The following is a 24976-nucleotide window of genomic DNA, read 5'->3' as shown; positions in this document are numbered from 1 at the left end:
GTCTTCCCGAACAGAATACTTACAAGAAATGGGGATGTTTTTGATGGAGGCTACACAGCTTCAGATTTTCACCATTATTTCAGCAATTGCGGCTATTGCAGCATTGGCCGTACTGGTCGTTTTGCGTGGTACCTTGCAAAAGCTGAATGTATTGAATGAGAAACGTGAACAAGCACTGCGTGAGGCACAGGCCGTAAAGCAAGCGCCTGCTCCGGCACCTGTTTTTAGTCAGCAAACTGTCGCTCCGGCAGCAGTACCTGCTGTTACTACACCTCAGGCAGCTCCCGCAGCACAAGGAATTTCCGGTGAGATTCTGGCTGTAATTGCTGCAGCAGCATACACGTTGTATGATATTCCAGCCTCCGCAATTCAGGCGGTCACACTGGCAGAAGCTGCACCGCTTGCTGTAGCCACTGCTGCTCCGGCACCCCGTACCCGTTCCACTTGGGCAACTGCTGGTTTGCTGGAGAACACCCGCCCGTTCTAAATTTCGTTCTTTACTCAAAGCGCCCGGGTCTTTTGCCCGGGTGCTTTTTTTTGGGAACAGTCATTTGCCAAGCACTGCAAAATAGAGTATAATTATTTTATAAGTGGCCAGAGTGCTAAAACAACAGCAGCCCAAGGCGGAGATTTTCCGCGGGCCGCCGAAAATCATGGCGAAACCGGCCCGACCTGATGGGCCGGCGCCCTTTTTTCTGTACCCTTTCGTTTTCGTGTGTATTCTTAGTCTTTATAAATTAAGTATAGGCTAAAAACACCATGCATAACGGCCCGCCGGTACAGAGAAGAAATAGGAGGATTGCGTTAAATATGTCCGTACTGAATGAAACGCTGCTATCGCAGAATTTTTCCAAGATGAATCCAAGACAACAGGATGCCATCCGGCACAAAGAAGGGCCTCTTTTGATTTTGGCGGGAGCCGGAAGTGGAAAAACCACCGTACTGGTGAATCGTGTTGCCAATTTAATTCGCGAAGGGTGCGATCCTTACCGGATTATGGCCATTACCTTTACAAATAAAGCCGCAGGTGAGCTCAAAGAACGCCTAGTTACCATGCTTGGTGATAAGGGCAGCGAGGTCTGGGCCTCTACCTTTCATTCCACCTGTGCGCGTATGCTCCGGCGAGACGCAGACAGACTGGGCTACACGCCACACTTCACCATTTATGATTCTGACGATTCCCGCAGAGTGATGAAGGACTGCCTAAAGGCTCTTCAAATTGATGAAAAAGAGCTTCCCGTGAAATCCGTTTTAGGTGAAATCAGCCGCGCAAAAGATTCTTTGGTAAACGCTAAAGAGTTTGCTGATCGCGCCGGAGACGATTTTCGACTTAAGAAAATTGCAGAAGCGTATCTCATGTACCAAGGCCGCCTGAAGGCCTCGGATGCAATGGATTTTGACGACCTGATTTTTAACACGGTAGACCTGTTCCAAGTTTGCCCGGATGTTCTGGATTATTACCAGAACCGCTTCCAATACTTTATGGTAGATGAGTACCAGGACACAAACCACGCACAGTACCTGTTTGTATCTCTTTTAGCGAAGAGAAATAAAAACTTATGTGTTGTTGGTGACGATGACCAGAGTATTTATAAATTCCGTGGAGCTACCATTGAAAATATTCTAAGCTTTGAAAAAACTTTCCCGGGAGCCTTAGTCATTCGCTTAGAACAAAACTACCGCTCAACTAAAAATATATTAGATGCAGCAAATGCGGTAATTGAAAACAACACACAGCGGAAAGGAAAATCTTTGTGGACGGAAAATCCACAAGGCTGCCCCTTATATATGCACACATCCTTTAGTGAGCAGGATGAAGCAGATTATATTGCCACGCATATTCTGGATGGTGTGGCAAATGGACGCAAATATTCCGACTTTGCTGTTCTATACCGAATGAACTCTCAATCGAACTCCTTGGAAAAAATGATGGTGAAATCGGGTATTCCTTACCGTATTGTAGGCGGCGTGCGTTTTTACGATAGAAAAGAAATTCGTGATATGCTAGCCTACCTGAGTGTAATTAATAACCCGGCGGACGAAGTTCGCCTGCGCCGCATCATTAACCAACCGAAACGTTCCATTGGTGAAAAAACGATTTCACAGGCAGTTGAAATCTCGCGCGAAGCAGGAATGACTTTATTTGATGTAATTACCAACGCAGAGGATTTTGAACCACTGCGCCGTTCTGCGGCAAAGCTGCAAGCCTTTGCGCACCTTATGCTCGAATTAATTGAGGCTTCGAATAATCCGGATATATCTTTAAACGACTTATATCAGCTTGTTCTTGAAAAAACTGAATACATTGCCTCCCTGCGAGCCGAAGAAGACGATGCGCAGGATCGAGTGGACAACATTAACGAACTTTCTTCCAGCTTAATTAAATATCAGGAAGACAACCCGGAATCTTCCCTCTCTGGTTTCTTGGAGGAAGTTTCACTCTTTACGGATATTGACCAACTGGATACCAATAAAGATCAAGTAATTCTAATGACCATGCACTCCGCAAAGGGCTTAGAGTTCCCTGTAGTTTTCCTCCCCGGAATGGAAGATGGCCTCTTCCCCGGAATGCAGGCTATTTATAATCCTTCTGAAATTGAGGAAGAGCGCCGATTGGCTTATGTTGCAATCACCCGCGCACGTGAAGAGCTGCACTTAACCAATGCGGAAAGCCGAATGATTTTTGGTTCGACCTCTCGCAACAAAGCGTCGCGCTTTTTAATCGAGATTCCGGAAGAACTGGTAGAACGCAGCCGCTCTCGGTCTTGGAAAAAGCCGGAGCCCGGAACCGATTTGCCAACCTCCGCTTACGAGGCACGCACAATCTCTATACAGGCTGCCCGCCAGTTTGGCCCTGTGGATATTCCTGCACGTAAATCCACTCAAAGCTACCAAACCGGTGACCGTGTGGAACACAAAACCTTTGGTGAAGGAAAAATACTCTCGGTTACCCCTATGGGCAACGATAATCTTCTTGAAATTGAATTCCAAACAGCTGGCACGAAAAAACTAATGTCTAATTTTGCTCGATTGACCAAACTATAATTCCTGTATAATAGACGCTTCTCTGTTTATGAACAGGCTAGGTTGGCTGCACTGCACACCGCACCAAGAGAAAGAAGCGGCATTCTTGTACATGCCGCTTTTCTTTATAATAATTACCGTGTAACAAAATTGAATCTGAGCCATAAAATGTTATAGAGAACATGGGAATTTAACCTGTTAGGAGGAACAATTTATGGCTCAAGATTTTAATATTGCGTCCGATGAGCGCGGAACAGGATGCTTTAAAGAAGCTGTTTGCATTGACGCCATGCGTATCTATGATTCGTGCAGCGAAGAAGAGTGTTCATGTGGTAGAACAGCCCGCTCCCCTTGCCAGAAGGGGAGCGGGCTGTTCTGTTTTATGTGCAGTTATTTTTTAGATGAATTCTCTGCCGCCATGGCGTCAGCCTTTGTTCTATGAATCGTTCCATGCGGGTGATGCGGCGGCGCGTAGATTGTATAAAGCTTTAATGGAACATCCCCGGTATTTATTAAGTTATGCCAGGTTCCAGCTGGTACAAAAATGGCGCAGCCGGGAGAAATATTTTGCTGTAAGCCCACTTTATCTTTACCGTTCCCCATCTTTACAATTCCGCAGCCTTGTTCAATCCGTAAAAACTGGTCGGTATCCGGGTGCACCTCGGTCCCAATATCTCCTCCTACCGGAATACACATTAAGGTTGCCTGAAGGTAAGTGCCAGTCCATATTGCTGTTCTAAAATTGCAATTTTGTTTTGCTGCTGCCACAATATTTAGAACATATGGCTGCGGGCCCATATCCATTCCTCTACACCCTTGGCTAGAATTAGAATTCGACGCACTACTCGCTTTATTATTCATAATACGAATCCTCCTTTTCTTCAGTATATGCTATGTAAAAAAAAAGTTTAAGTTTTAAGAATTATTGATACTAGAGCTGCAAGTCTTTTTTAGCTTTAAACAATTCATTATTGAAAATATAGATAGAAAATTTATATTTTTTATCCTTTTGTTTCTAGTAAAGAGTCATTCATGGACGAGTTAAAAAATACAGCATATACTGTAATATCTTTATAAAGGAGGCAACAAAATAATGGCAAGATCATCTGCTGATTTCTGGAACGATAGAGTTTCCAACGGCAACAATCGGATTTCTGATAGCGACGATAGAGAAAGCATGAGCCGTGGTGGCAATTCTGATTGTGACCGCGAGAGCTCAAAAGCTCTAAAAACCATTCTATCTCAACTCGACGATCTCAATAATTCAGATCTACGTTTGCTGAATGATATTATTGAAAGATTGTTGTGCACTCGCAGGTGCTAATAACGATTAAATAAAAGTTATAGTAGCAAATGAAAAAATCAGTGCTTATCCTTTTGGATTAGTACTGATTTTTTATATACAGCCATGCCGCCATACTCAATTTTATATAAACCGATTAGAGGAGAGGTTATTTATCCCGAATTGGTTTTTTCTCTATGCAATAACCGAATTTGTTTTATTGAGAATTCTCTTACGGTATTCAAAAACATTGCTAAAGAATACTATGGAGAGAGGTGATGACATGCTGAGAGAATTTACCCCCGAAGAAATCGCATATTTATCGACTACTTTTGCTCTGGCAATGGCAAAAGATCAGGATATTCATTCGCTTCGGGTACTATGCAGTTTTTTTACGAATGTCGTTGCCACCATTAATGTAGTAATTAACCAGCAAGCTTTGCTTGAAAACAAACAGAACTATTACTAGCCATTTCTAAATTTCTTTGGGTTAAATTCGTACAGCGCAATCATTTCCCCTCTTTTTCATCGAGATTTGTTATTTGACGAATGCGAGAAAACGCCTCATGTACATTAAAAAGCTGCCGCGCCTCATAAATATGTGTTAAACGGTTAATTTCATTCAAACGCCTACGCAATTCTTCATTGGTTATTATGAGTGGGTCTGGATGATATGCCTTGATAACCAGACCATTCTCTTGCCCTATAATCTCGATTGGATCACCGACTTCCCAGCCCAGAGTACGACGCAGCTCTTTGGGTATTACAATACGGCCCGCCAAATCAATGTTTCGAACAACACCTGTAACATGTTTCATTCTCCAATCCCTCATTTCACATTTTTTTGCGGCGGCCGTATTTTAATTTCTTTTTTTACTTCTGATTTATATCAGTTTCCCTCTCCTTTTGCTGCCTGCAAACGATACTGGATACCCAACAGGGAAACAGGAAATTCGGCTGCCGGCTGAAAAGATTATTTTACCATACACAGCACCCAAACCAGAATTGTACTCCTAATTTCTTTCTATTGCCGTACTCAAAGCTTCCTCTTAAGGCTGCAAAAAGCTTGTCCAATGATTCTTTTTCTCCTGTTTATGAATCATTTTATAAACTATTTTTGTTGTGGTACTTTTTATAGTCTTCTGCATTCCCTTCCCAATCGAGTTCAACCGCTGTTTTAAAGCCATTGATACGGGACAAGCCCATTTCAATTGCTGCCTGAAAAGCCGTTCTATTGTTCGCTACTTCTTGGGCTGTTGCAGATAAAAAATGGATGGCAACTGCTGGTTTTCCCATATCTTTCTTTTTCAAGCGATTCACCCCCCGTTCCTCAAAATATGATTTTAATCGATTGTCCTATGCCTTACCTCAATATTGTGATAAGTAATAAAGAGAAATCGTGCCTCATACATAACAAACAGATAACACTTTTATAGAAGGAGGGCTTCGATGAAAAACATAGCGATCTATTTAAGAAAGTCTCGGGCTGATGACGCCGATGAACCGGTAGAACAAACACTGGAGCGCCACTACAAGACCCTCCTGGAATTTGCAGAGAAAAACACGCTTAAAATACCCCCAGAGAACGTATATAAGGAGGTTGTATCCGGTGATGCACTGTACGCCAGGCCAGAAATGCTGCGCCTCCTGAAAGACGTGGAGGAAGAAAAATACGACGCGGTTCTTTGTATGGACATCGACCGCCTCGGGCGTGGCTCCATGGCAGAGCAAGGCGTGATTTTAGAAGCATTTAAAACCAGCGGAACAAAAATAATGACACCAGCAAAAACAGTAGACCTTGACAATGATGCTGATGAAGATTATACCGAGTTTAAAACCTTTCTCTCTCGGCAGGAACTAAAAATGATTAAACGCCGACTAAAAGCAGGAACGCAGAGAACTCTGTGTGACGGCGGGTATATTGCCAATGCGCCTTACGGGTATGAGAAAACCATTATAAACAAAAAGCCTACCTTAAAAATTGTTGAAGAAGAAGCGAAAATAGTGCGTTTGATGTACCAAATGTATGTAGAAGAAGGCGTTGGCTGCCAAATCATTGCGGAAACGGTAAATGCCATGGGTGCCAAACCTCGTAGATCCGAGCGATTTGGCAGAACCAGTGTGATGAAAATCCTAAAAAACAACGTATATATTGGGAAAATTATCTGGAACCAAAAATCGCGCATGCGAAAGAGCAATGGGAGAGTAATCACAGTTGCGAATCCAAAGGAGAAATGGATGATTACCCAGGGAATTCACACTCCCATTATTGAAGAAGAATTATTCCATAAAGCGCAAGAGATATTTGAAAAAAGATACCATCCCCCTTCTTACACAGGCCGAGTAGAAAACCCCTTAGCTGGCCTCATTTACTGCAAAAATTGCGGCAGTTTGATGCAGAGACAGCTGATGAACCGCAGCTCACAAAGTTATCTTCTTTGCTCAAAAAAGGGCTGTGTTGTATCTAGCCAATTACAGCTTGTAGAGCAGGCAATCGTAAAGGAACTAAAGGAGCAATGTAAGACCTTGCTTTTACGGCAAATGCCGCAGCAGCAAACAAAGCACCCTTATGAAGAAACGGTGAGCTCCATTCAGCAAGAAATTGAGGCGACTAACAAACAATTGCATGCAGCCTGCGATCTTTTGGAACGCGGTACATACACCACAGAATTGTTTTTAAAGCGCGAAGCCTCAATAAAAGAAAAATTGGCACAACTATACCACTCACAAGAGGAATTTAGACAGCGCTTTCCTGCACCAAAGCTTAATACTTCTGAGATGGGCATTCGTATTCAAAATGCGATGTTGCTATACGACTCCATGGATGCTCAAAGCAGAAACCGGCTTTTAAAATCACTCGTTGACCGAGCGGTGTATTACAAAAAAAGGGGCTCGAAGCCTGCTCAGTTTCAAATTGAGCTTTTTTTAAAGCCAATTTACCTGTAAGGTGCATACTCTTGCGACAAAGACTGCTTAGAAGATTTGCGTGTATACTTTACGCCAGATAGACAGCAGTTGATTAACGAAGCGGCAAACGTTAAAGTAAGAAATGTAGAAGTAATTACGGTTTACCTTGATTTGGAACCGGTACCATTCAACAAGGGATTCTATTCCGTAGATATGACTTTCTTCTTTGATGTTGCTCTGGATGTTTACTGCTCGCCTACCTCTGGCCCCGTCCAGGTGAACGGTATTTCTGTATTTAACAAAAAGGTCATTCTGTACGGCAGTGAAGGCAACGTAAAGATGTTCAGCTCTGACTGTGGGCTGGATGATTTGGAAGTTCAATCATGGGCTTGCCGTGCATTGCCAAAGGCAACCGTGCAAGTAGCAGAACCCGTTGGTCTTTCTTCCAGAGTGTGCGACTGCCCCGCAACCCCCTGCGACATTTGCTGCCGCATCCCTGATTGCATTTGCAGAAGATTTGGCAGTGAATTTGTAATGGACTCTGTACGCCGCACGGTTTATGTAACCATCGGTATCTTTACCATCGTACAAATCGTACGCAATGTACAAATGCTGATTCCTGCTTACGATTTCTGTATTCCAGAAAAAGAGTGTGAGGCTACATCGGATGATCCTTGCGAGCTGTTCCGCCGCATTGATTTCCCGACCGATGAGTTTTTCCCGCCTAAGGCCGGAGACTGTGGCTGCGAAGACAGAGGCTGCCGCCAAAGGTAGTAATCCAAAACAACCCATGCACCCTCCAAACTCGAAAGAGCACATTCTAAATATCAGGGTGAATTCCTCTGTTAAGTGGAATCACCCTGATTTTATGTTACAAAAAGCGCTTTCCCGTTTTTTATTCGGTAAAGCGCTTTTACTTATTTGTTTCAAATATTCAAATAAATTAAGGCTTGATAATAGGGTGCGCCTTTTGTTTCGTGTGTTTTGCCTTCCCTTGCAGTTCCGGTACAGGTGGAACATCATTTTTGGGAATATGCGTTTTATGATTGCTTTCAGTTCCATGCGGCTCTTTGGGGTCAGGTCTACGCATTCCTGCTTTCGCCATGAAAATTCTCCTTTCCAGTTAATTTTTATAGTATTCCCATACACATCAAACACAATCCTTTGAATAAAAGAACGTTAAAAATCTTCTTATGACCTTACTTCATTCAAAAATAATAATTTTTATTAGAAATTTAATTCGTTCCCTCTATCTGTTGTTAAGTAGATAATAGGGAACATAATAGCCGGATGCTTTACGCACCCGGCTATCTTTTAAATTATCGGCTTTTTACCAATTTATTGAGTTCATCCATAAATGTATTTATGTCTTTAAACTGCCTGTAAACAGAAGCAAAACGAACATACGCTACTTCATCAATGTTCTTTAGCTTTTCCATCGCGTACGTTCCAATCAGGCTAGAGGGTACTTCTCGATCCAAAGAATTTTGCAGCATAGTTTCGATCTCATCTACGACTCGCTCAAGCGTATCAATGGAAACCGGGCGTTTTTCGCAAGCACGCAAAAGGCCGTTGAGCAGCTTGTTGCGGTCAAACGTTTGGCGAGATTTGTCCTTTTTAATTACCACAATTGGCACCGTTTCAATAACCTCATACGTGGTAAAGCGTTTGGCGCATTTCAGGCACTCCCTGCGGCGCCGAATTCTCTCGCCCTCGTCCGTTGGGCGGGAATCAATTACCTTGCTTTCCTCAAAACCGCAATACGGGCATTTCACAGATCATGACCCTCCTCTGTTCTATTCCATTAACTTCAAAAAAATTATAGCATTATTGTGCTGTTATTTGCAACATTTTGAAAGATTTATTTCACGAATTGTTCTACAAAATGCCTACTTTCTACCAAATGCTCCATTTTAGGAATGCTGGTGCGGTACACTTCTATAATAAAATCACCGCTGTACCCATATTCGGTAAGCTGATTCATCAGTCTTGCATAATCCATATTACCTTCACCAGGCAGCAGACAATCTGATTTCTCATTATTGTCGTTTAAATGAATATGAACCAACCTGTCTCCCATAGCATGGCACATCTCAAATGGATCTTTTCCCGCACGAACCGCTTGCTTAATATCCAGCACAAAGCAGCAGCCGTCTCCCAGATAATCTCGCATACGCCTTATAAAGCCAGGGTCTTCACTGCGAAAGCGATTTACATTTTCTTGCGCTACCTGAATTCCACAGCGGCGGCCTGCTTCATAAAGCAGTGCGTATCGCTCAAAATACTCTTGCTCACTAAGCTTGCTTAGCATGTAATCACGCTGGCCATGCAGAACTAGAATTTTAGCTCCAATGCGGTTAGCTGCTTCAAAATACCTGCGGTAAAATTCAAGTGAGTCAGTAAAACGGTTATCGTAATCAGAAAAAAACATCATGCTTTCAAATCCGGAGGTAAACGGGTGAATCGATTTTACAGAAGAACCCGAAGTATCTAAAATGGATTTTAAATTATTAAGATAATCTTGCCGAAGCTCACTGTAGGTATTAAAAAAGATTTCAAACAATTGAAACCCCATGTTAGTCAGCTTGGCCAAGGACTGAGCGGTCTCCTGTGGATACAGGCACGCCGTTGAAATACCGTATCGAATAAACAGTTCCCTCCCTTACAGGAATACTTGTACATAAAACCATTATATCATAAATCATAGGAAATGCTACGATAAGCATTGCTGAGAATTCAATGCTCTTTTGAACACTCTATCTTCTCATACTTGTTTAATTTTATTCTATCCTTAGTATCTACTCGTTTTACAATCTGTTACAGCAATTGAATGAAGTTATTATAACATTTACAGCGCACAAAAATCTACAAATCTACTGTTTACGCTAGACAAAACAGTTGTTTAGTGTTTTTCTTGATTTCATTTGCAAATTCCACTATAATAGAAAAAAGAAACGGCGGCCGATTACCGGTCTTCAGGCGGTGAATGACCGCCTTTTCTATTGTATAGCCGTTTTATGAAGGAGCTTTTAGTAACATGGCTTTGCTTAGTACAAGTAATTTAAAAAAGGCTTTCGGCGCTGAGGATTTGTTCAGCGGCGTATCCTTTGAAATACAATCAAACGACCGAATCGGCCTTGTTGGCGTGAATGGCTCGGGAAAAACGACTCTATTTAAGCTGCTCACCGGTGAACTCTCGAACGACGGAGGAGAAATTCACCTATCGCGTGATGCGGTAATTGGCTATATGGAGCAGCACGTATGCAGCAATTTAGAGCAAACTGCTTATGCCGAGGTACTCAGCGTTTTTGCACCCTTGCTCGAAATGGAGCGGGAACTAGAAGAAATTAATTTGGCTTTGCAGGGGAAACCGGAAAATCAAACCGAGTTAATTGAGCGCCAAATGCTGCTAAACGACCGTTTTATGCAGGATGGCGGTCTCACCTGCCGTTCCAGAGCACGCTCTGCACTGCTCGGTTTGGGCTTTGACGACGAACAAGCCGCTATGCCGGTTGGTGTGTTAAGCGGTGGGCAAAAAGCAAAACTGCAGCTTGCAAAGCTTTTGCTTTCCGGCGCGAATCTTTTATTGCTCGATGAACCGACCAACCACTTGGATATTGACTCCGTAGAATGGCTGGAGGATTTTCTAAAGGGGTATTCCGGTGCATTCCTCGTTATCTCACATGACCGTTACTTTTTGGATCGCGTAACGGGAAGCACCTTTGAGCTTTCAAACCGGCGCATGACCTGCTATAAGGGCAACTATACAACTTATTTAGCGCAAAAGCAGGAAAATGACCTAACGGCACAAAGAAAATATGAGAATACAAAAAAAGAAATCACTCGCTTAGAGGGCATGGTTACACAGCAGCGGCAATGGAACCGCGAGCGCAACATTCGCATGGCAGAAAGCAAAATGAAGGTGATTGAACGTCTGGAAAGCACGCTTATTAAGCCGGACGAAGTAGAAGATAGCATTCGGTTCCGTTTTGAGCCCTCCCAGCGAGGTGGAAACGACGTTCTAAGCGCCACAGATTTATCCCTTTGCTTTGATGATGCTCCCCTTTTCCGCAACGTAAATATGGAGATTCACCGCGGCGAGCGCATCTTTGTAATTGGGCCAAATGGCTGCGGCAAAACCTCTTTACTCAAAACACTCCTCTCTCGCTACCTGCCAAACAGCGGCGAGGTTCGCTTTGGTGCGGGAATTGACGTAGGCTATTACGATCAGATTCAAGAGGATTTGCACCCAGAAAAAACTGTGATGGACGAGATATGGGATTCATACCCCTCCATGACGCAGACAGAGGTTCGCAACGCGCTTGCGATTTTCCTCTTTCAAAACGACGATGTATTCAAACCTATTGCAGCATTGAGCGGCGGCGAGCGTGCCCGTGTTTTACTACTGCGGCTAATGCTCTCTCGTGCCAATTTTTTGCTGCTGGATGAACCGACAAACCATTTGGATATTGGCTCCTGTGAAGCACTGGAAAATGCGCTTCAAAACTATGAAGGCACTCTCCTGATTGTATCGCATGACCGTTACTTAATCAATAAGCTTGCCGACCGGATTTATTTCTTAGATAAAGACGGCACAACCGAATACATTGGCAATTACGATGCGTATTTGGAACGGGCAAAAGAAGCGATAAAGGAACAGGTAAAGGAACAGCCGGAGCCAGAACAAAAGAACCTTTACAAGCAGCGCAAGGAGCAGGAAGCAAAACTTCGCAAAGCACGTGCCGCCATCAAGCGTGCCGAACAGGAAATGGAACGGCTCGAGCAGGAAATGGAAGAACTGCAAAACAGCTTGCACGCTCCTGAAATTGCAGCTGATTACGAGAAAGTGTTAGAGCTCACAGAACAGCTCACTAAGCTTAAAGAAGAATCGGAAACGGTATTTACCACTTGGAGCGAGCTGTCGGAAGAACTGGAGCAAACCGGCGAAAACACGTAAAAAAAGCCCGGAAAATCCGGGCTTTTTCGGTGACCACACCAAATAATATATTATATTATGCGTTCTGTGGTGTAAATTCAGTAAGCTGTGAAATAAAATGCTCTGCCTGAGGACCTTCAAGTTCAACCGTAACCGGTTTGGACAGGTCTAAACTAAATACTCCCATGATCGACTTCGCATCAATTGAATACTTGTCTGTTCTAAGATTAATTGGGAAGTCGTATCGGTTTGCCAAAGAGACAAACTTTTTCACTGCTTCTATGCTGGACAACAGAATATCGGTCGTATACATAGTCGATATCTCCTATTCTTCGATTCTATCGAATTGCTTTGAACATTGAACTATCTAGCTCCTATCATAGCGTACAGTTGACGGTTGGTCAATATCAAAAAAACAGTTATTTCTGTTCTATTAGACTTTTTTAGAGCTTTTTTCACAATTCTTCAGTTATCTTCAATATTTTGTAGAATAAGATATCTTTTTCACATATTACGCTTTATCAGATTTGGCAATAAGAAAGGAATCCTCCATGAAAGTACATGTGATTACACTCGGCTGTAAGGTGAATCAGTATGAATCGCAGGCAATGCTGCAACAGCTTCAGCACGCCGGGTTTTCCCCTTCCATCGGGGATTCAGCAGATGTAGTGCTGATTAATTCCTGCACCGTAACCGCAACCAGTGACCATAAAGTTCGACAAACTCTGCACCGTGCACGTCGGCAGAATCCAGACGCTGTGATTGTGCTAACTGGCTGTATGCCACAGGCATTCCCTGAGGAAGCCACCGCTTTAGCAGAAGCAGACATTGTTCTTGGTAATTCAAACCGCAGCTCACTGCTGCCCAACATTTTAACGTATCTCTCAACGCGCCAAAGAATTATAGACATTGTTCCCCATGAGCGCAAGGGAGAATTTGAGCCCATGCAAATTGAAGATTTTCAAGAGCGCACCCGCGCTTTTATTAAAATACAAGATGGATGCAACCGCTTCTGCTCCTATTGTATTATTCCTTATGCAAGAGGGCGGGTACGTTCCAAACCATTGGAAGATTTAGAGAAAGAGCTTCGGTTACTGGCTGATAAGAGCTTCCGCGAGGTTGTGCTGACTGGAATTAACCTTTCTGCATATGGGCAGGAGCTTGACCTACACCTTTGCGATGCAGTGGAGGCAGCCTGCCGTACACCGGGTATTGAACGGGTGCGCCTTGGCTCACTTGAGCCGGAACAGCTTAGCCAGCCGGTGATTCAACGGTTGGCCACTCAAAAAAAGTTTTGTCCGCAGTTTCACCTTTCTCTGCAAAGCGGCTGCGACGCTACTCTGCGCCGAATGAACCGTCACTATAATACGGCAGAGTACCGTGAGATTGTTCAAAACCTGCGTCTAGCTTTTGAAAATCCCGCCATCACAACAGACATTATGGTGGGTTTTGCCGGTGAAACGGAAGAGGAGTTTGCCGAATCCCTTGCGTTTGCGAAGGAAATCGGCTTTGCAAAGGTTCATGTATTTGCATACTCCCGCCGCCCAGGCACGGTTGCCTATTCTGCACCGGATCAACTCACAAAAGAGATAAAAGACCGCCGCAGCAAAGCTATGATTGAGGTTACACAGAAAACCATGCTGGAGTTTTTTGAACGTCAAATTGGGCTAACCGCCAATGTTTTATTCGAGCGTGAATGTGCCTCTGGAGTATATGAGGGATATACGGAAAATTATACCCCCGTAACCGTAAAATCGGAACATCCGCTGCAAGGCAATATTTTGGCGGTTCGCATTCAAACCGCCAGCAAAGACGGTTGTACTGCGGAGCTTATATAGTACTGAATTTAAAAGCAAATTTCATATTATTTCGCTTAGTTCAGCAGCTTAATTACGTTTTTTACCTCTTCACGGCTATGCTCTGCATCTAACTGGTCATACGCATAGAACATAAAGCCTCCAGAACCAATTTGTCTGCCAAGCTCTACCTGCTTCTGCAGAATGTCGCTGGATTTTTTCCAGGTTCCCTCATCCACATCCGTACCGGCTTTGTACACTGCAAGGCCAAAGTAGAGCTGAACTCCTTTTGCGGTAACCATTTGCCGCCACTGCTTTGCCCCTTGGTCAAACGGAAGAATGGGGTTCTCAAAATTAACATAGAGCTGCGGGCATATGTAATCCACATAACCGGTGGTAGAAGCCCACGACACAACGTCCGCCCCCATTCGCATGTCATTTTGAACATTCCCTTGCGGGGAAATACCAAACAAAACATTGGGCTTAATGCTTTTAATTTCACGGTATGCCATCGAAACCATCTTATTTATATTTGCTCGCCGCCACTCCAGCAGCTCCATAGCAGAGCCACTCTTCTTTGCTTCGGCTAAGTATGCACCGTAAGAGCCGGTATCGAACACACTGCTCTCCGTGGGGTAAAAATAGTCGTCGAACTGGATGCCGTCCACATCGTATTTCTTTACAATTTCACCTACGCCGTCGGTGATTAGCTTTAATACCTCTGGATATGCGGGATTATAATAAGAGCCGCTGTCGAGCGTAACTGTTCGCCCGGAAAGCTTTTGTAAACTCCATTTATGGTAAGGGTTGCTCTGTGCAAGCACCGTGGGTGTATTGTTCGTACGAATGCGAAGTGGGTTCACCCAAGCGTGGATTTTCATGCCCGATTTGTGAGTGGCCTGAACCATATAGGCAAGCGGGTCGTAACCTGGGTTTACACCCTGCGTCCCAGTTAAAATATGCGACCATGGAAAATAATTGGATTGGTACAGTGCATCCCCAAAGGGCCGCACATGTACAATCAATGTATTCATCCCCTTACTTTTTGCATTCGCAACAATAGCATCAAACTTCTTTTGAAAAGCTGCCTGACTTTGGTCGGCTTGCGAGCTCATGGCAAGGCTCATATAAGGCACCCACACCGCTCGCATCTCATCTTTTGGTGCGGTACTAGTGGGAGCAGCGGCAGAACTGGAGCTTGCCTGAGAGTTGTCCTCAGAGGAAGCCTGCGATGACACGGTAGGTGTAGATCCTACACCAATCGGCTTCTCAGTAGGAGGCCCTCCCTGCACCGCCATGGTAAGAAGAACGGAGACAATTAACAAGGCTACTGCGAAAACGCTTGGCACATAGCTTTGCCATATTCGCTCGTTTTTCATTTTACAATCCTCCTTTTTAAAAGTCAGTTCACATTACATGAATTTGTTATACGTGATTCTATATACCTGTCCCGGGTACCGTTCCTTCTATTTATAATGCGGTTCTTATGCAAAAAAGACCTGTCCGCTTTCATTTCAGCAAAAAATGGACAAGAAAGAGAGCTTTGTGTATGTTTCAACTTATCTTTTCAAACATAGTGGGTATCGTGCTGTACCTTGGTGTTATTAACCTGTTAGCCGCCGCTGTTACCGTGTACGATAAAAAACAAGCCCGCGCGCATGGGCGGCGGGTGCCTGAAAAGAATTTATTTACTTTGGCAATTCTTGGGGGTGTACCGGCGATGCTGGTTACCATGCATATTATACGGCATAAAACCCAACACAAGCGCTTCATGCTCGGGCTACCGCTTTTGCTACTTGCACAACTAATTATCGTAGCGCTACTCTACCGGATAAATCACTAAGGTATTTACCACAAAAGAAATACGCAGTATAATAGTGCAGTATTCTTAAATTGCAAAGGCTCCTGTTATGCTACCATACTCCCCTACCGGGTCTCAAAGGTAAATTGTGGGCAACTGCTCAATTGGCAGCATTCTCTGCTGCAAAACGGGAAGCTTTCATACACAAGATAGAAACTAACACCGCATTGACAGCGGTAAACAGGAAAGGGAATCAGGAATGCTCAACGAATTTTCAAGAACACAGCTCCTATTGGGGAAAGAGGCCATGCAGAGCCTGCAAAACGCAAAGGTTGCTATTTTTGGAGTAGGAGGAGTTGGCGGTTTTTCCGCAGAAGCGTTGGCTCGCTCGGGTGTAGGAAGTTTTGCGCTGTTTGACGACGACCGAATCTGCCTGACGAACATTAATCGTCAAATCATCGCCACCCGCAAAACCGTAGGCAAAAAAAAGGTTGAGGTAATGGCAGAGCGGATACTCGATATTAACCCAAAAGCACAGGTTGAGCTTCATGAGGTTTTTTACGGCGCGGAGAACGCCGACCAGTTTGATTTTACCGGGTACGATTACCTAATAGACGCCATTGATACTATCTCCTCCAAACTGATTTTAATAGAGCGTGCCAAGGCAGCGAATGTGCCGATTATTAGCTGTATGGGCGCTGGAAATAAGCTCGACCCCACTCGCTTTGAAGTTGAGGATATTTACAAAACCTCTGTTTGCCCTCTGGCACGAGTGATGCGCAGTGAGCTGAGAAAGCGTGGAATTGATTCCTTAAAGGTGGTTTATTCAAAGGAGCCAGCCCTTACCCCCATTGATGACGACGCAAACAGCTGTAAGCATAATTGCATTTGCCCACCAGATACCAAACGCAAATGCACCATCCGCCGCCAGGTACCGGGCAGTATCTCCTTTGTTCCTTCCGTTGCTGGGCTTATATTGGCTGGTGAAGTGGTAAAAGATTTGATACGTGTAAAATAAAAAGGAGCCATTCCGTTTTTTTCGGAATGGCTCCTTTTTATTTTACACTGGTGAATACTATTTTTTAGAAGAATCTGTTCCATAAATAAATTCACGAAGCACCTTACAGTTCGCCTCTAAGTCGGGGTTTAGTACATCCCCAACACCTGAAATACGCTCATTTTCATACAATCCGGCGTCTGGCATGTGAAGTGTTTCCATCGGGTAATTCATAATATTCACTGCATTTGCTGCGAGGCTCAGCATTTCACCATCTGTCAGATTCGTGGTAACGTAACCCATATAATCGTGCAGTAAAGAGGATAGTTCAATGGGGTTTTTCGATTTGAGCTTGTCTATCATACAACTAATTACCTGCCGTTGGCGACTAGTGCGCCCAAAATCACTGTCGATTCTTCGAATTCGGGCATAATACAGTGCTAAGGTTCCACGCATATGGTTGCGGCCGGCAGTCATCTGGGCATCCATTACCCGGTTCATTTCTTTAGCCTCTGCCTTGCTGACGTTGACCTCAATTCCACCCATTTTATCAATTATCTCAGCAAAACTGTCTACATCAATGGTAACAAATTTATCAACATCAATACGAAAGTTATTTTCAATTGTTTGCATTGTCAATGCGGCGCCACCGTTGCTAAAGGAAGCATTCAGCTTTGTTTTTCCAACGGTAGGTATTTCTACGTATAAATCACGTAAAAAAGAAGTAAGCTTTACTTTTTTTGTCTTATTATCTAACGAAACCAGCATCATCGTGTCAGACCGCTGCAAACCATCTTCCACTCGGTCGGTACCAATCAGTAAAATATTGGTTACCCCTTTGTCCGAGATAACTCCCCACTGAGGTGCGGCGGAGGGCTGCTGAACATAGCTTTTTGTATCCGTATTATCTCTTTTTATTTGAGAGAGCAAAGACGAAGCGTATGCAAAAACCGCTGCACAAAAAAGAATCACCACTGCCAGTAAAATACCAACAACCATTTTTCCTTTTTTCTTCTTCGGTGCGCGGCGTTTCGAAGATGTTTTTCTTACCGTACCGGAAGATCTAGGAGCATTGCGCCCGCTATTACTGTAAATGTCGCGTTCTACATAATTATAACGGTCTATTTCTCCGCTTGGTCTTCGGCTTTCGCTGCGACCACGGCGGTCATCTTCTCTTCTTGCCATATTTTTCTCCTTATTCTGCACGTTCCATGTGACAAAAACCATTCTATTGCAAATAGATACGCTTGTCAAGGTTGGTTAAAACACTGTATCTTTCTTCCCTTTCTTATCATTTGTTTACAGCTAGGTAACATATCTTCCACCATTTTTAGGTATAATAGAACAGGTTTCAGAATGGAGGGGGAACGTATGCCGCAAATAAAGCAAAAAAAGACGAACGCAAGCAACCATGCTCTTTGGGTGCGAATTGTCGCACTCGTTTGTGCCCTACTGATTGGCGGCTCTGTTCTTTCCATTGTATTTTACCTGTAAACCAGAATAAAATACGTTTGGTGTCAGTCGCCTTGTGTTAACCTGCCGGAGGCTTCCTGCAGGTTTATTTTGCTGTGTAATTTCGTTTTTAGGAGGTTCAACCATGTTTGAGTATGATGTAATTATTGTAGGGGCTGGCCCTGCAGGAATCTTTGCTGCGTTGGAGTTGGAAAAGACGGCTCCGCAGGCAAAAGTTTTAATGATAGACAGCGGCAGCACCATTGCTCGCCGAACCTGTCCCGCCAGGACAAAAGGAATCTGCGCACACTGTAATCCTTGCCATATTATGAATGGTTGGGCGGGCGCTGGAGCTTTTTCAGACGGCAAGCTTTCCCTCTCCTACGAAGTGGGAGGAAATGTAACCGATTACCTACCGCGTGAGGAAGTAACCAATTTAATTCATTATGCAGACGATATTTACTTAGGCTTTGGCGCACCCGAAACGGTTTACGGCCTGAGTGATAAATTTGCAGATAAAATTGCTTATGATGCGAAAAAGCATAATATTCAGCTGGTGCCGTGTCCCGTTCGCCATATGGGAACGGAATATTCTTTTGATGTACTTCGCGGCATGTACGACTACTTAAATGCAAAAGAGAACTTTACCTTTTTAGAATATACAACCGCAGAATCTATTCAAAATGAGAATGGCAAAGCCACTGGTGTGTGGGCGGTAAATAAGCAAGGGGAACGTAAATGCCTGACTGCACCTTACATTGTTCTTGCCCCCGGCCGCGGTGGTGCAGACTGGCTGAGCCGTGTAGCTGCCGAGAATGGTATTTCAACCACCAACAATGCAGTAGACATCGGTGTTCGCGTTGAGGTGCCAAACGCTGTGATGGATCCTCTCACAAAGCACCTGTATGAAGCGAAGCTCGTGTATTACTCCGATACCTTCGAGAGTAAGGTTCGCACCTTCTGCATGAATCCGGGCGGAATCGTAAGTGAAGAGCATTACGAGGGCGGTGTTGGAGGCAAAGGCATTGCAGTAGTAAACGGACACAGCTATGCGGACGAAGGCCGCCATACGGATAATACAAACTTTGCGCTACTCGTTTCCACCAACTTTACGGAGCCCTTTAACCAGCCAATTGAATACGGGCGCTACATTGCCCAGCTTGGCAACATGCTGACTGGCGGCGGTATTATGGTGCAGCGTTTGGGTGACCTTTTGATGGGACGCCGAACAGACCTTTCTCGGCTCAAGCGCTCTACTACCGTTCCCACTCTTAAAAACGCAGTACCGGGAGATTTATCATTTGTTCTTCCCCACCGTCACCTAACTAGTGTAGTGGAAGGACTTCGTGCGTTTGACAAGATAGCACCTGGTCTCTACTCTAAAAACACCCTGCTATATGGTGTGGAAGTGAAATTTTACTCCTCCAAGGTAAAGGTGAAAAACACATTTGAAACCTCTGTGGAAAATCTTTATGCCATCGGTGACGGCGCCGGCATTACCCGAGGGCTGATGCAGGCCTCTGTAACTGGCGTGGTGGTAGCAAGAAATATTGCCAAAAGCATGAAAGAATCGAAATAAACCATACTCCCCTTCTACGGTAAGCTACTGTAAAAGGGGAGTTTTATTTTGCTGTGGCGTTGCCCTGCGCACTTGCATCGGTTATAATGATTTTATGATAATTTGAATCGTTTCAAACTACGCCGTGCGGAGGAATGAATCATGACACTGCAACAGTTAAAATACATTATTGAAATCGTTAATTGCGGTTCGATTAACGAAGCTGCAAAAAAGTTGTATATTACTCAACCCAGCCTCTCTAACGCAGTGAAAGAGCTAGAGTCGGCAATGGGGATTGAGCTTTTTCTGCGTACCCCAAAGGGCATTACACTCACCTCTGACGGAGCGGAGTTCCTCGGCTACGCCCGCCAAGTAATTGAGCAGGCAAGCCTGTTAGAGCAGCGATATATAAATAAAAAGCCTTCCCGGCAATTATGCTCTATCTCTACTCAGCACTACGCGTTTGCAGTCAATGCATTTGTGAATATGATTGAAAAAAGCGGTGCGGAAGAGTACGAATTTACACTGCGCGAAACTAGAACCTATGAAATTATTGAAGACGTGAAAACTCTGCGCAGTGAGATTGGTATTTTATACCGCAATCCATTTAATCAAAAGGTAATTGATAAATTATTAAAAGAAAATCATTTGGAATTCCACCCCCTCTTTACGGCCAAACCTCATATTTTCATCAGCTCCAATAATCCATTGGCAAAGCGAGAATGCGTTACTTTGGAGGATTTGGAAGAATACCCTTATTTGTCTTACGAGCAGGGCGATTTTAATTCCTTTTATTTTTCAGAAGAAATACTAAGCACAGTCTTTCATAAAAAAAGCATTCATGTGAGTGACCGTGCAACTATTTTTAACCTGATGATAGGTCTTGACGGTTACACCATTTCCACCGGAATTGTAAGTGCTGATTTAAATGGAGACAACATCACTTCCGTGCCACTGATTGTAGATGATCAAATTCAAGTTGGCTGGATCTCAAACCGGCAAATACAGCTGAGCAAACAGGCACTCTCTTACGTTGAAGAACTTCGTGCTATTATAGACAGCTATGGACTTACACTGGAAGAATGATAATTCCATATTTAATAACAAACGGGCGCTGGCAGTCTTAATCTGCACAGCGCCCCAATTTTATTTTTAAATCTTCAATAATAACTCTATTATCAGAGTAACTTCTCTATATCGGCTTCCAGCTTTTCTGGCTTATCCGTAGGTGCAAAGCGGGCAACGACATTCCCATTTTTGTCTACTAAAAACTTTGTAAAGTTCCATTTAATATTCGAACTTAAAACACCCTTTTGCTGGCTCTTTAAATAGGTGTAAAGCGGTGATTCATTGGGGCCGTTTACTTCAATTTTAGCAAATTGGGGAAACGTTACATCATACTTTAACTGACAGAAACTGTGAATTTCTTGTTCCGTACCCGGTGCCTGATTGCCAAACTGATTGCAGGGAAAATCGAGAACCTCAAACCCGCGGTCACGGTACTTCTGGTACAGGTTTTCAAGCCCTTCATATTGCGGGGTAAAACCGCACCCAGTTGCAGTATTTACTATGAGCAATACCTTACCTTTATACTGAGATAGTGATACCGGTTGTTTATTCATATCAAGCATATTATAATCGTAGATTTTCATTTTTAAAATCTCCTTTTATTTAAATTGTTCTAAATTTAATTTTATACAATTAAATTAAAATGTCAAGTGTTTTTTCTTGACCAAAGCAATTAAATTTGATACTATTTAATTGTACTATGTATATAGAGGTGAAACCTATGAAAAATACAGATGAAATTCTAAAGCTGGAAAACCAGCTTTGCTTTGCGCTCTATGTTAGCTCTAAAGAAATTATTCGCAAATATAAGCCTTTTTTAGAACCCTTGCACTTAACCTACACCGGTTATATTACCATGTTGGCGCTTTGGGAGAAAGACGATGTATCTGTAAAAGAGCTAGGTAGCCAGCTAACGCTTGATTCTGGCACGTTAACACCCCTGCTAAAAAAGTTGGAGTCTCTTTCGTATATTGAACGGATCCGAAGTACCGATGATGAGCGAAGCGTGCGTATTCGCCTTACTGAAATTGGCCGCTCTTTGAAAATACAGGCCGCCACAATACCAGAGAATATGGTCTGCTCCACCGGCCTTTCTCCAGAAAAACTGGCGCCCTTACTTCAAGCCCTGCATTCCTTCATGAGTGACCTTGCCGAAGAATGCTAATATGTTTTATTTTTATAAGACTTGAGAACTGGTTGAAATTCAAACAAAACCGTGTTATTCTACTGTGTAGTACCAAATGTGAGAAAGGTAAGCCCTCGAAAAACATTCTGATTCTATTATGTCTTTAGGGTTCTGCTTCTAATCACACCATATAAGATTCTGGGAATGAAGTTCTCCCTCGGTAACCCCGAAACCGCTATTAGGCTGATGACTTCTGCTATTTGCAGAGTTGTCAGCTTTTTTTGCATTCTTTAAAATAATCTGCACCGTAAAAGCGCTTCAATATCATGATTCAAAATAGATTTATCTGGAGGATTATAAAATGAAAAAGATTCTTTATTTAACCTGCGGCAGTGCTCTGGGCGCCGTTACAAGGTATCAACTCGAAAGCATAACAATAGGGGGTTACCAAGGTTTTTTTCCGCTCAATACTCTCATTATCAATCTTTCCGGCGCATTCCTTATCGCTTTTATTTTAACTGTTTGGTCTGAGGTACGAGAGTTTGATCCCGACATTCGCCTTGGCCTCACCACCGGGCTAATGGGTGCCTACACCACATTCTCCACCTTGTGTAAGGAAGCCTCCTCCCTCCTATTTGCCGCAAAATACCTCACCGCTTTTTGTTACCTCTCTGCAAGCTTATTGCTGGGCTTAGGGGCTGTGTACTTAGGTACAAAGGCCGCCCGCACATTGGGAATTTGGGTCATGAAATATCCGCATACAGCGGCGGAAAAAGAACAGGAGAGTGATTGCAAATGAATTTAACTCTTGTTGCCATTGGTGGAATTTGCGGCGGGCTATGCCGATACCGTTTGGGACAGTTTCTTTTAAAGAAGAGTGCAACAAAATTCCCGCTAAATACATTTATCATTAATCTTTCCGGTGCTTTTTTGCTCGGAGTGCTTACGGCATTTCAGCCGTCACATTCTGCCTATCTTCTGCTTGGGGATGGTTTTTTGGGCGCTTACACCACCTTTTCCACATTTGCTTATGAAGGGTACCAGCAATTAGAGCAAAAGAACTCTTACGCCTTATTTTACCTTGTTGGCTCATTGGTTTTGGGCGTTGCCGCATATTTGATTGGCTTTGCTGCTACGAAGGCATTTTCGCCCACGTTCTATTCATAATCGAGGTTTTTAGTAGAGCCCCTTTCATTTTTAAGAGAAGAACAAAGCACCCCCAACGGTATCCGTTGGGGGTGCTTTGTAATGGGGTTAAGAAGTACATAATGAGATATTTTACTCTTATTATTCAGAAAAAAGAGGTGTGGAGAGATAACGCTCACCGGTATCTGGCAGAACGGCTACAATTACCTTGCCAGCGTTTTCCGGGCGTTTTGCAAGCTCGGTAGCAGCCCAAATGGCGGCGCCAGAAGAAATACCTACCAAAAGGCCCTCTGTTTTTGAAAGCTCTTTGCCTACTGCAAATGCATCCTCATTTTTTACACGAATGATTTCATCGTAAACAGAGGTATTTAGCACCTTCGGCACAAAGCCGGCACCAATCCCCTGAATTTTATGAGAACCGGATTTACCCTCAGACAATACGGGGGAGCCATCTGGCTCTACGGCAACAATAGATACATTGGGGTTCTGTGATTTTAGGTATTCGCCAACACCGGTAAGAGTACCACCGGTACCTACACCTGCCACAAAAATATCTACTTTCCCTTCTGTATCATCCCAAATTTCGGGACCTGTTGTCGTTTTGTGAATCTGCGGGTTCGCAGGATTTACAAACTGGCCGGGAATAAAGGAATTTGCAATCTCTGCTGCAAGCTCTTCTGCTTTGGCAATTGCACCGTTCATTCCCTTTGCGCCTTCTGTAAGCACCAGCTCTGCACCATACGCCTTCAATAGATTACGGCGTTCTACACTCATGGTCTCTGGCATGGTAAGGATGATACGATAGCCATGCGCAGCCGCAACCGATGCAAGACCAATACCGGTATTACCGCTGGTAGGCTCAATAATAACCGAGCCGGGCTTTAAAAGACCTTTTTCCTCTGCATCCTCAATCATCGCCTTGGCAATACGGTCTTTTACACTTCCTGCTGGGTTAAAATACTCCAGCTTACCAACTACGGTTGCCTTTAAATCATGCTTCTTTTCATAATTTGAAAGCTCTAAAAGAGGGGTTTTCCCAATCAAATCAGTCAGATTCTTATAAACCTTTGCCATAAGACTACCTCCCAATGTTATTTAATCATATATGCTATATATGTTTTACTGTTGCTACTATAATACTGCGGTTTTTCAAAAATGTCAATCCATAATTACATATATTTTTTATTTTTTTATAGAGATTATGATATCTTTTCTATTATTCTAAAAATGATATTATTTTTTTGTAATTCTTCTCTTGAGTTAGCTGAACGAAATATGGCATAAATCGGCGATATGGTGGAGAAGTCATATCCTTCCGCCTAATAACAGCACCTCATTATACACCTGTATTAATACAAAACAACAGCCTTTTTCATATGATTAGGCAGGGTTTCATTTTAAAGAGAGAGTCCGAGTAAAGAATGCTCGGACTCTCTCTTTTCTTGCTATCGATTGGTTTCTTTTTTGTTGGTACGCCCCAGAATATAATCCACACTCACACCATAAAAATCTGTCAAGCACATAGAACGTGCGGCGGCACCATTCGCTGGCCGCTTTCATAGTAGGCATAGCTGCGCTGGGGTACTTGAATCAGTTTGCCGATTTTCTCCTGCGTTAAATCTGCATCTTCTCTCAGTTCACGAATTCGTTCGTATTTCGCCATTTTCATCACCAGTAATAGAAGAGTTTAGAACAAGTTATTTAATGGCATTATAGCACATTCATCCAGATTTTGCTGCTTTCAGAATTAACTTAGATAAGAATAATAATGTTAGCTAATCGAGAAATAAATATCCGCCGGCTAAGCCGGCGGTTTTTCTTAGTCGCCTATAAGGCTCCATTACTGGCCGCCCTTGCAAGGGCATATTACGGTCTGACACTTG

At 43.5% G+C, this 24976-nt stretch carries 29 protein-coding genes and 1 riboswitch; of the genes, 17 read left to right on the top strand and 12 right to left on the bottom strand.

Annotated features, from left to right (window positions below; translation table 11 throughout):
• Positions 1-43 precede the first annotated feature (43 nt).
• From E7L17_RS04055 to E7L17_RS04045, 3 genes are all read left to right on the top strand, one after another.
• Positions 44-487, top strand: coding sequence for a hypothetical protein (locus tag E7L17_RS04055; protein WP_316321983.1), 444 nt, complete (start codon positions 44-46; stop codon positions 485-487).
• Between the two features lie 323 nt (positions 488-810).
• Positions 811-3045, top strand: coding sequence for an ATP-dependent helicase (locus E7L17_RS04050; protein ID WP_316321982.1), 2235 nt, complete (start codon positions 811-813; stop codon positions 3043-3045).
• 193 nt (positions 3046-3238) lie between these two features.
• Positions 3239-3466: a hypothetical protein gene (locus E7L17_RS04045; RefSeq protein WP_316321981.1), complete on the top strand. Its 228-nt coding sequence runs from the start codon at positions 3239-3241 to the stop codon at positions 3464-3466.
• On the opposite strand, the gene E7L17_RS04040 is transcribed toward E7L17_RS04045, so the two are convergent.
• The gene (locus tag E7L17_RS04040) at positions 3415-3885 is read right to left on the bottom strand and encodes a cupin domain-containing protein (protein ID WP_316321980.1); all 471 of its coding nucleotides are present in this window, start codon (positions 3883-3885) and stop codon (positions 3415-3417) included. The two genes, E7L17_RS04045 and E7L17_RS04040, sit on opposite strands and share 52 nt — an antisense overlap.
• Before the next feature lie 232 nt (positions 3886-4117).
• On the opposite strand from E7L17_RS04040, the gene E7L17_RS04035 reads away from it, so the two are divergent.
• Entirely contained in the window at positions 4118-4348 is a 231-nt protein-coding gene (locus E7L17_RS04035) for a hypothetical protein (protein WP_316321979.1), read from the top strand.
• A 241-nt stretch (positions 4349-4589) separates the two neighbouring features.
• On the top strand, positions 4590-4775 hold the full coding sequence (locus E7L17_RS04030; RefSeq protein ID WP_316321978.1) for a hypothetical protein: 186 nt from the start codon (positions 4590-4592) through the stop codon (positions 4773-4775).
• 40 nt (positions 4776-4815) lie between these two features.
• Here E7L17_RS04030 and E7L17_RS04025 read toward each other — a convergent pair whose 3' ends face one another.
• Together E7L17_RS04025 and E7L17_RS04020 are read right to left on the bottom strand one after the other, a co-directional pair.
• On the bottom strand, positions 4816-5124 hold the full coding sequence (locus E7L17_RS04025) for an AbrB/MazE/SpoVT family DNA-binding domain-containing protein (protein ID WP_316321977.1): 309 nt from the start codon (positions 5122-5124) through the stop codon (positions 4816-4818).
• A 286-nt stretch (positions 5125-5410) separates the two neighbouring features.
• Positions 5411-5617, bottom strand: coding sequence for a hypothetical protein (locus E7L17_RS04020; protein ID WP_316321976.1), 207 nt, complete (start codon positions 5615-5617; stop codon positions 5411-5413).
• Positions 5618-5755: 138 nt separating this feature from the next.
• Here E7L17_RS04020 and E7L17_RS04015 point away from each other — a divergent pair, with 138 nt between their 5' ends.
• Together E7L17_RS04015 and E7L17_RS04010 are read left to right on the top strand one after the other, a co-directional pair.
• Positions 5756-7252 (top strand): recombinase family protein, encoded by a 1497-nt coding sequence (locus E7L17_RS04015; protein WP_316321975.1) that lies wholly within the window; start codon positions 5756-5758, stop codon positions 7250-7252.
• A gap of 36 nt (positions 7253-7288) precedes the next feature.
• A complete protein-coding gene (locus E7L17_RS04010; RefSeq protein WP_316321974.1) occupies positions 7289-7987 on the top strand; it encodes a hypothetical protein in 699 nt (232 codons plus the stop codon).
• A gap of 169 nt (positions 7988-8156) precedes the next feature.
• Here the strand turns inward: E7L17_RS04010 and E7L17_RS04005 are convergent, their stop codons facing one another.
• The 3 genes from E7L17_RS04005 to E7L17_RS03995 form a co-directional block, all read right to left on the bottom strand.
• Positions 8157-8318, bottom strand: coding sequence for a hypothetical protein (locus tag E7L17_RS04005; RefSeq protein ID WP_316321973.1), 162 nt, complete (start codon positions 8316-8318; stop codon positions 8157-8159).
• A gap of 214 nt (positions 8319-8532) precedes the next feature.
• On the bottom strand, positions 8533-8988 hold the full coding sequence (gene nrdR / locus E7L17_RS04000; protein ID WP_085833125.1) for a transcriptional regulator NrdR: 456 nt from the start codon (positions 8986-8988) through the stop codon (positions 8533-8535).
• 86 nt (positions 8989-9074) lie between these two features.
• Positions 9075-9806 carry a sugar phosphate isomerase/epimerase gene (locus E7L17_RS03995; protein ID WP_316321972.1) on the bottom strand — a complete coding sequence of 244 codons (732 nt, stop codon included), beginning with the start codon at positions 9804-9806 and terminating at the stop codon, positions 9075-9077.
• A 444-nt stretch (positions 9807-10250) separates the two neighbouring features.
• Between E7L17_RS03995 and abc-f the strand changes: the two genes are divergently transcribed.
• Positions 10251-12170, top strand: coding sequence for a ribosomal protection-like ABC-F family protein (gene abc-f, locus E7L17_RS03990; protein WP_316321971.1), 1920 nt, complete (start codon positions 10251-10253; stop codon positions 12168-12170).
• Positions 12171-12225: 55 nt separating this feature from the next.
• Here abc-f and E7L17_RS03985 read toward each other — a convergent pair whose 3' ends face one another.
• On the bottom strand, positions 12226-12462 hold the full coding sequence (locus E7L17_RS03985; RefSeq protein WP_085833122.1) for an HPr family phosphocarrier protein: 237 nt from the start codon (positions 12460-12462) through the stop codon (positions 12226-12228).
• Positions 12463-12700: 238 nt separating this feature from the next.
• On the opposite strand from E7L17_RS03985, the gene mtaB reads away from it, so the two are divergent.
• The gene (mtaB, locus tag E7L17_RS03980) at positions 12701-13987 is read left to right on the top strand and encodes a tRNA (N(6)-L-threonylcarbamoyladenosine(37)-C(2))-methylthiotransferase MtaB (RefSeq protein WP_316321970.1); all 1287 of its coding nucleotides are present in this window, start codon (positions 12701-12703) and stop codon (positions 13985-13987) included.
• A gap of 35 nt (positions 13988-14022) precedes the next feature.
• On the opposite strand, the gene E7L17_RS03975 is transcribed toward mtaB, so the two are convergent.
• Complete coding sequence (locus E7L17_RS03975) at positions 14023-15324, bottom strand: glycoside hydrolase family 10 protein (protein WP_316321969.1); 1302 nt, start codon at positions 15322-15324, stop codon at positions 14023-14025.
• Between the two features lie 170 nt (positions 15325-15494).
• On the opposite strand from E7L17_RS03975, the gene E7L17_RS03970 reads away from it, so the two are divergent.
• Both E7L17_RS03970 and E7L17_RS03965 read left to right on the top strand, forming a co-directional pair.
• Positions 15495-15788, top strand: coding sequence for a DUF1294 domain-containing protein (locus E7L17_RS03970; protein WP_316321968.1), 294 nt, complete (start codon positions 15495-15497; stop codon positions 15786-15788).
• Positions 15789-16005: 217 nt separating this feature from the next.
• The gene (locus E7L17_RS03965; protein WP_316321967.1) at positions 16006-16764 is read left to right on the top strand and encodes a tRNA threonylcarbamoyladenosine dehydratase; all 759 of its coding nucleotides are present in this window, start codon (positions 16006-16008) and stop codon (positions 16762-16764) included.
• Between the two features lie 57 nt (positions 16765-16821).
• On the opposite strand, the gene E7L17_RS03960 is transcribed toward E7L17_RS03965, so the two are convergent.
• The gene (locus E7L17_RS03960) at positions 16822-17928 is read right to left on the bottom strand and encodes an LCP family protein (RefSeq protein WP_316321966.1); all 1107 of its coding nucleotides are present in this window, start codon (positions 17926-17928) and stop codon (positions 16822-16824) included.
• A 186-nt stretch (positions 17929-18114) separates the two neighbouring features.
• Here E7L17_RS03960 and E7L17_RS03955 point away from each other — a divergent pair, with 186 nt between their 5' ends.
• The 3 genes from E7L17_RS03955 (at position 18115) to E7L17_RS03945 (ending at position 20839) form a co-directional block, all read left to right on the top strand.
• A complete protein-coding gene (locus tag E7L17_RS03955; RefSeq protein ID WP_278335040.1) occupies positions 18115-18237 on the top strand; it encodes a hypothetical protein in 123 nt (40 codons plus the stop codon).
• A gap of 103 nt (positions 18238-18340) precedes the next feature.
• On the top strand, positions 18341-19774 hold the full coding sequence (locus E7L17_RS03950; RefSeq protein ID WP_316321965.1) for an NAD(P)/FAD-dependent oxidoreductase: 1434 nt from the start codon (positions 18341-18343) through the stop codon (positions 19772-19774).
• Between the two features lie 141 nt (positions 19775-19915).
• On the top strand, positions 19916-20839 hold the full coding sequence (locus E7L17_RS03945) for a LysR family transcriptional regulator (RefSeq protein WP_316321964.1): 924 nt from the start codon (positions 19916-19918) through the stop codon (positions 20837-20839).
• A 92-nt stretch (positions 20840-20931) separates the two neighbouring features.
• On the opposite strand, the gene E7L17_RS03940 is transcribed toward E7L17_RS03945, so the two are convergent.
• On the bottom strand, positions 20932-21405 hold the full coding sequence (locus E7L17_RS03940) for a glutathione peroxidase (protein WP_316321963.1): 474 nt from the start codon (positions 21403-21405) through the stop codon (positions 20932-20934).
• A gap of 137 nt (positions 21406-21542) precedes the next feature.
• Between E7L17_RS03940 and E7L17_RS03935 the strand changes: the two genes are divergently transcribed.
• The 3 genes from E7L17_RS03935 (at position 21543) to crcB (ending at position 23114) form a co-directional block, all read left to right on the top strand.
• Positions 21543-21986, top strand: coding sequence for a MarR family transcriptional regulator (locus E7L17_RS03935; protein WP_316321962.1), 444 nt, complete (start codon positions 21543-21545; stop codon positions 21984-21986).
• 152 nt (positions 21987-22138) lie between these two features.
• A riboswitch (Fluoride riboswitch) is annotated at positions 22139-22210 on the top strand.
• Between the two features lie 98 nt (positions 22211-22308).
• Positions 22309-22746, top strand: coding sequence for a CrcB family protein (locus E7L17_RS03930; protein ID WP_316321961.1), 438 nt, complete (start codon positions 22309-22311; stop codon positions 22744-22746).
• Positions 22743-23114 (top strand): fluoride efflux transporter CrcB, encoded by a 372-nt coding sequence (crcB, locus tag E7L17_RS03925; RefSeq protein ID WP_316321960.1) that lies wholly within the window; start codon positions 22743-22745, stop codon positions 23112-23114. Before E7L17_RS03930 ends, crcB begins: the two co-directional genes overlap by 4 nt.
• Positions 23115-23234: 120 nt before the next feature.
• On the opposite strand, the gene cysK is transcribed toward crcB, so the two are convergent.
• Together cysK and E7L17_RS03915 are read right to left on the bottom strand one after the other, a co-directional pair.
• Positions 23235-24167 (bottom strand): cysteine synthase A, encoded by a 933-nt coding sequence (cysK, locus tag E7L17_RS03920; protein ID WP_316321959.1) that lies wholly within the window; start codon positions 24165-24167, stop codon positions 23235-23237.
• A 439-nt stretch (positions 24168-24606) separates the two neighbouring features.
• Positions 24607-24756: a helix-turn-helix transcriptional regulator gene (locus tag E7L17_RS03915; RefSeq protein ID WP_316321958.1), complete on the bottom strand. Its 150-nt coding sequence runs from the start codon at positions 24754-24756 to the stop codon at positions 24607-24609.
• Positions 24757-24976: the final 220 nt, after the last annotated feature.

This window comes from Clostridium sp., assembly GCF_032576335.1.
Classification (GTDB): Bacteria; Bacillota; Clostridia; order Oscillospirales; family Acutalibacteraceae; genus Faecalispora.
The sequence above is the reverse complement of the archived record's forward strand: the minus strand, read 5'-3'. Positions and strand labels throughout refer to the sequence as shown.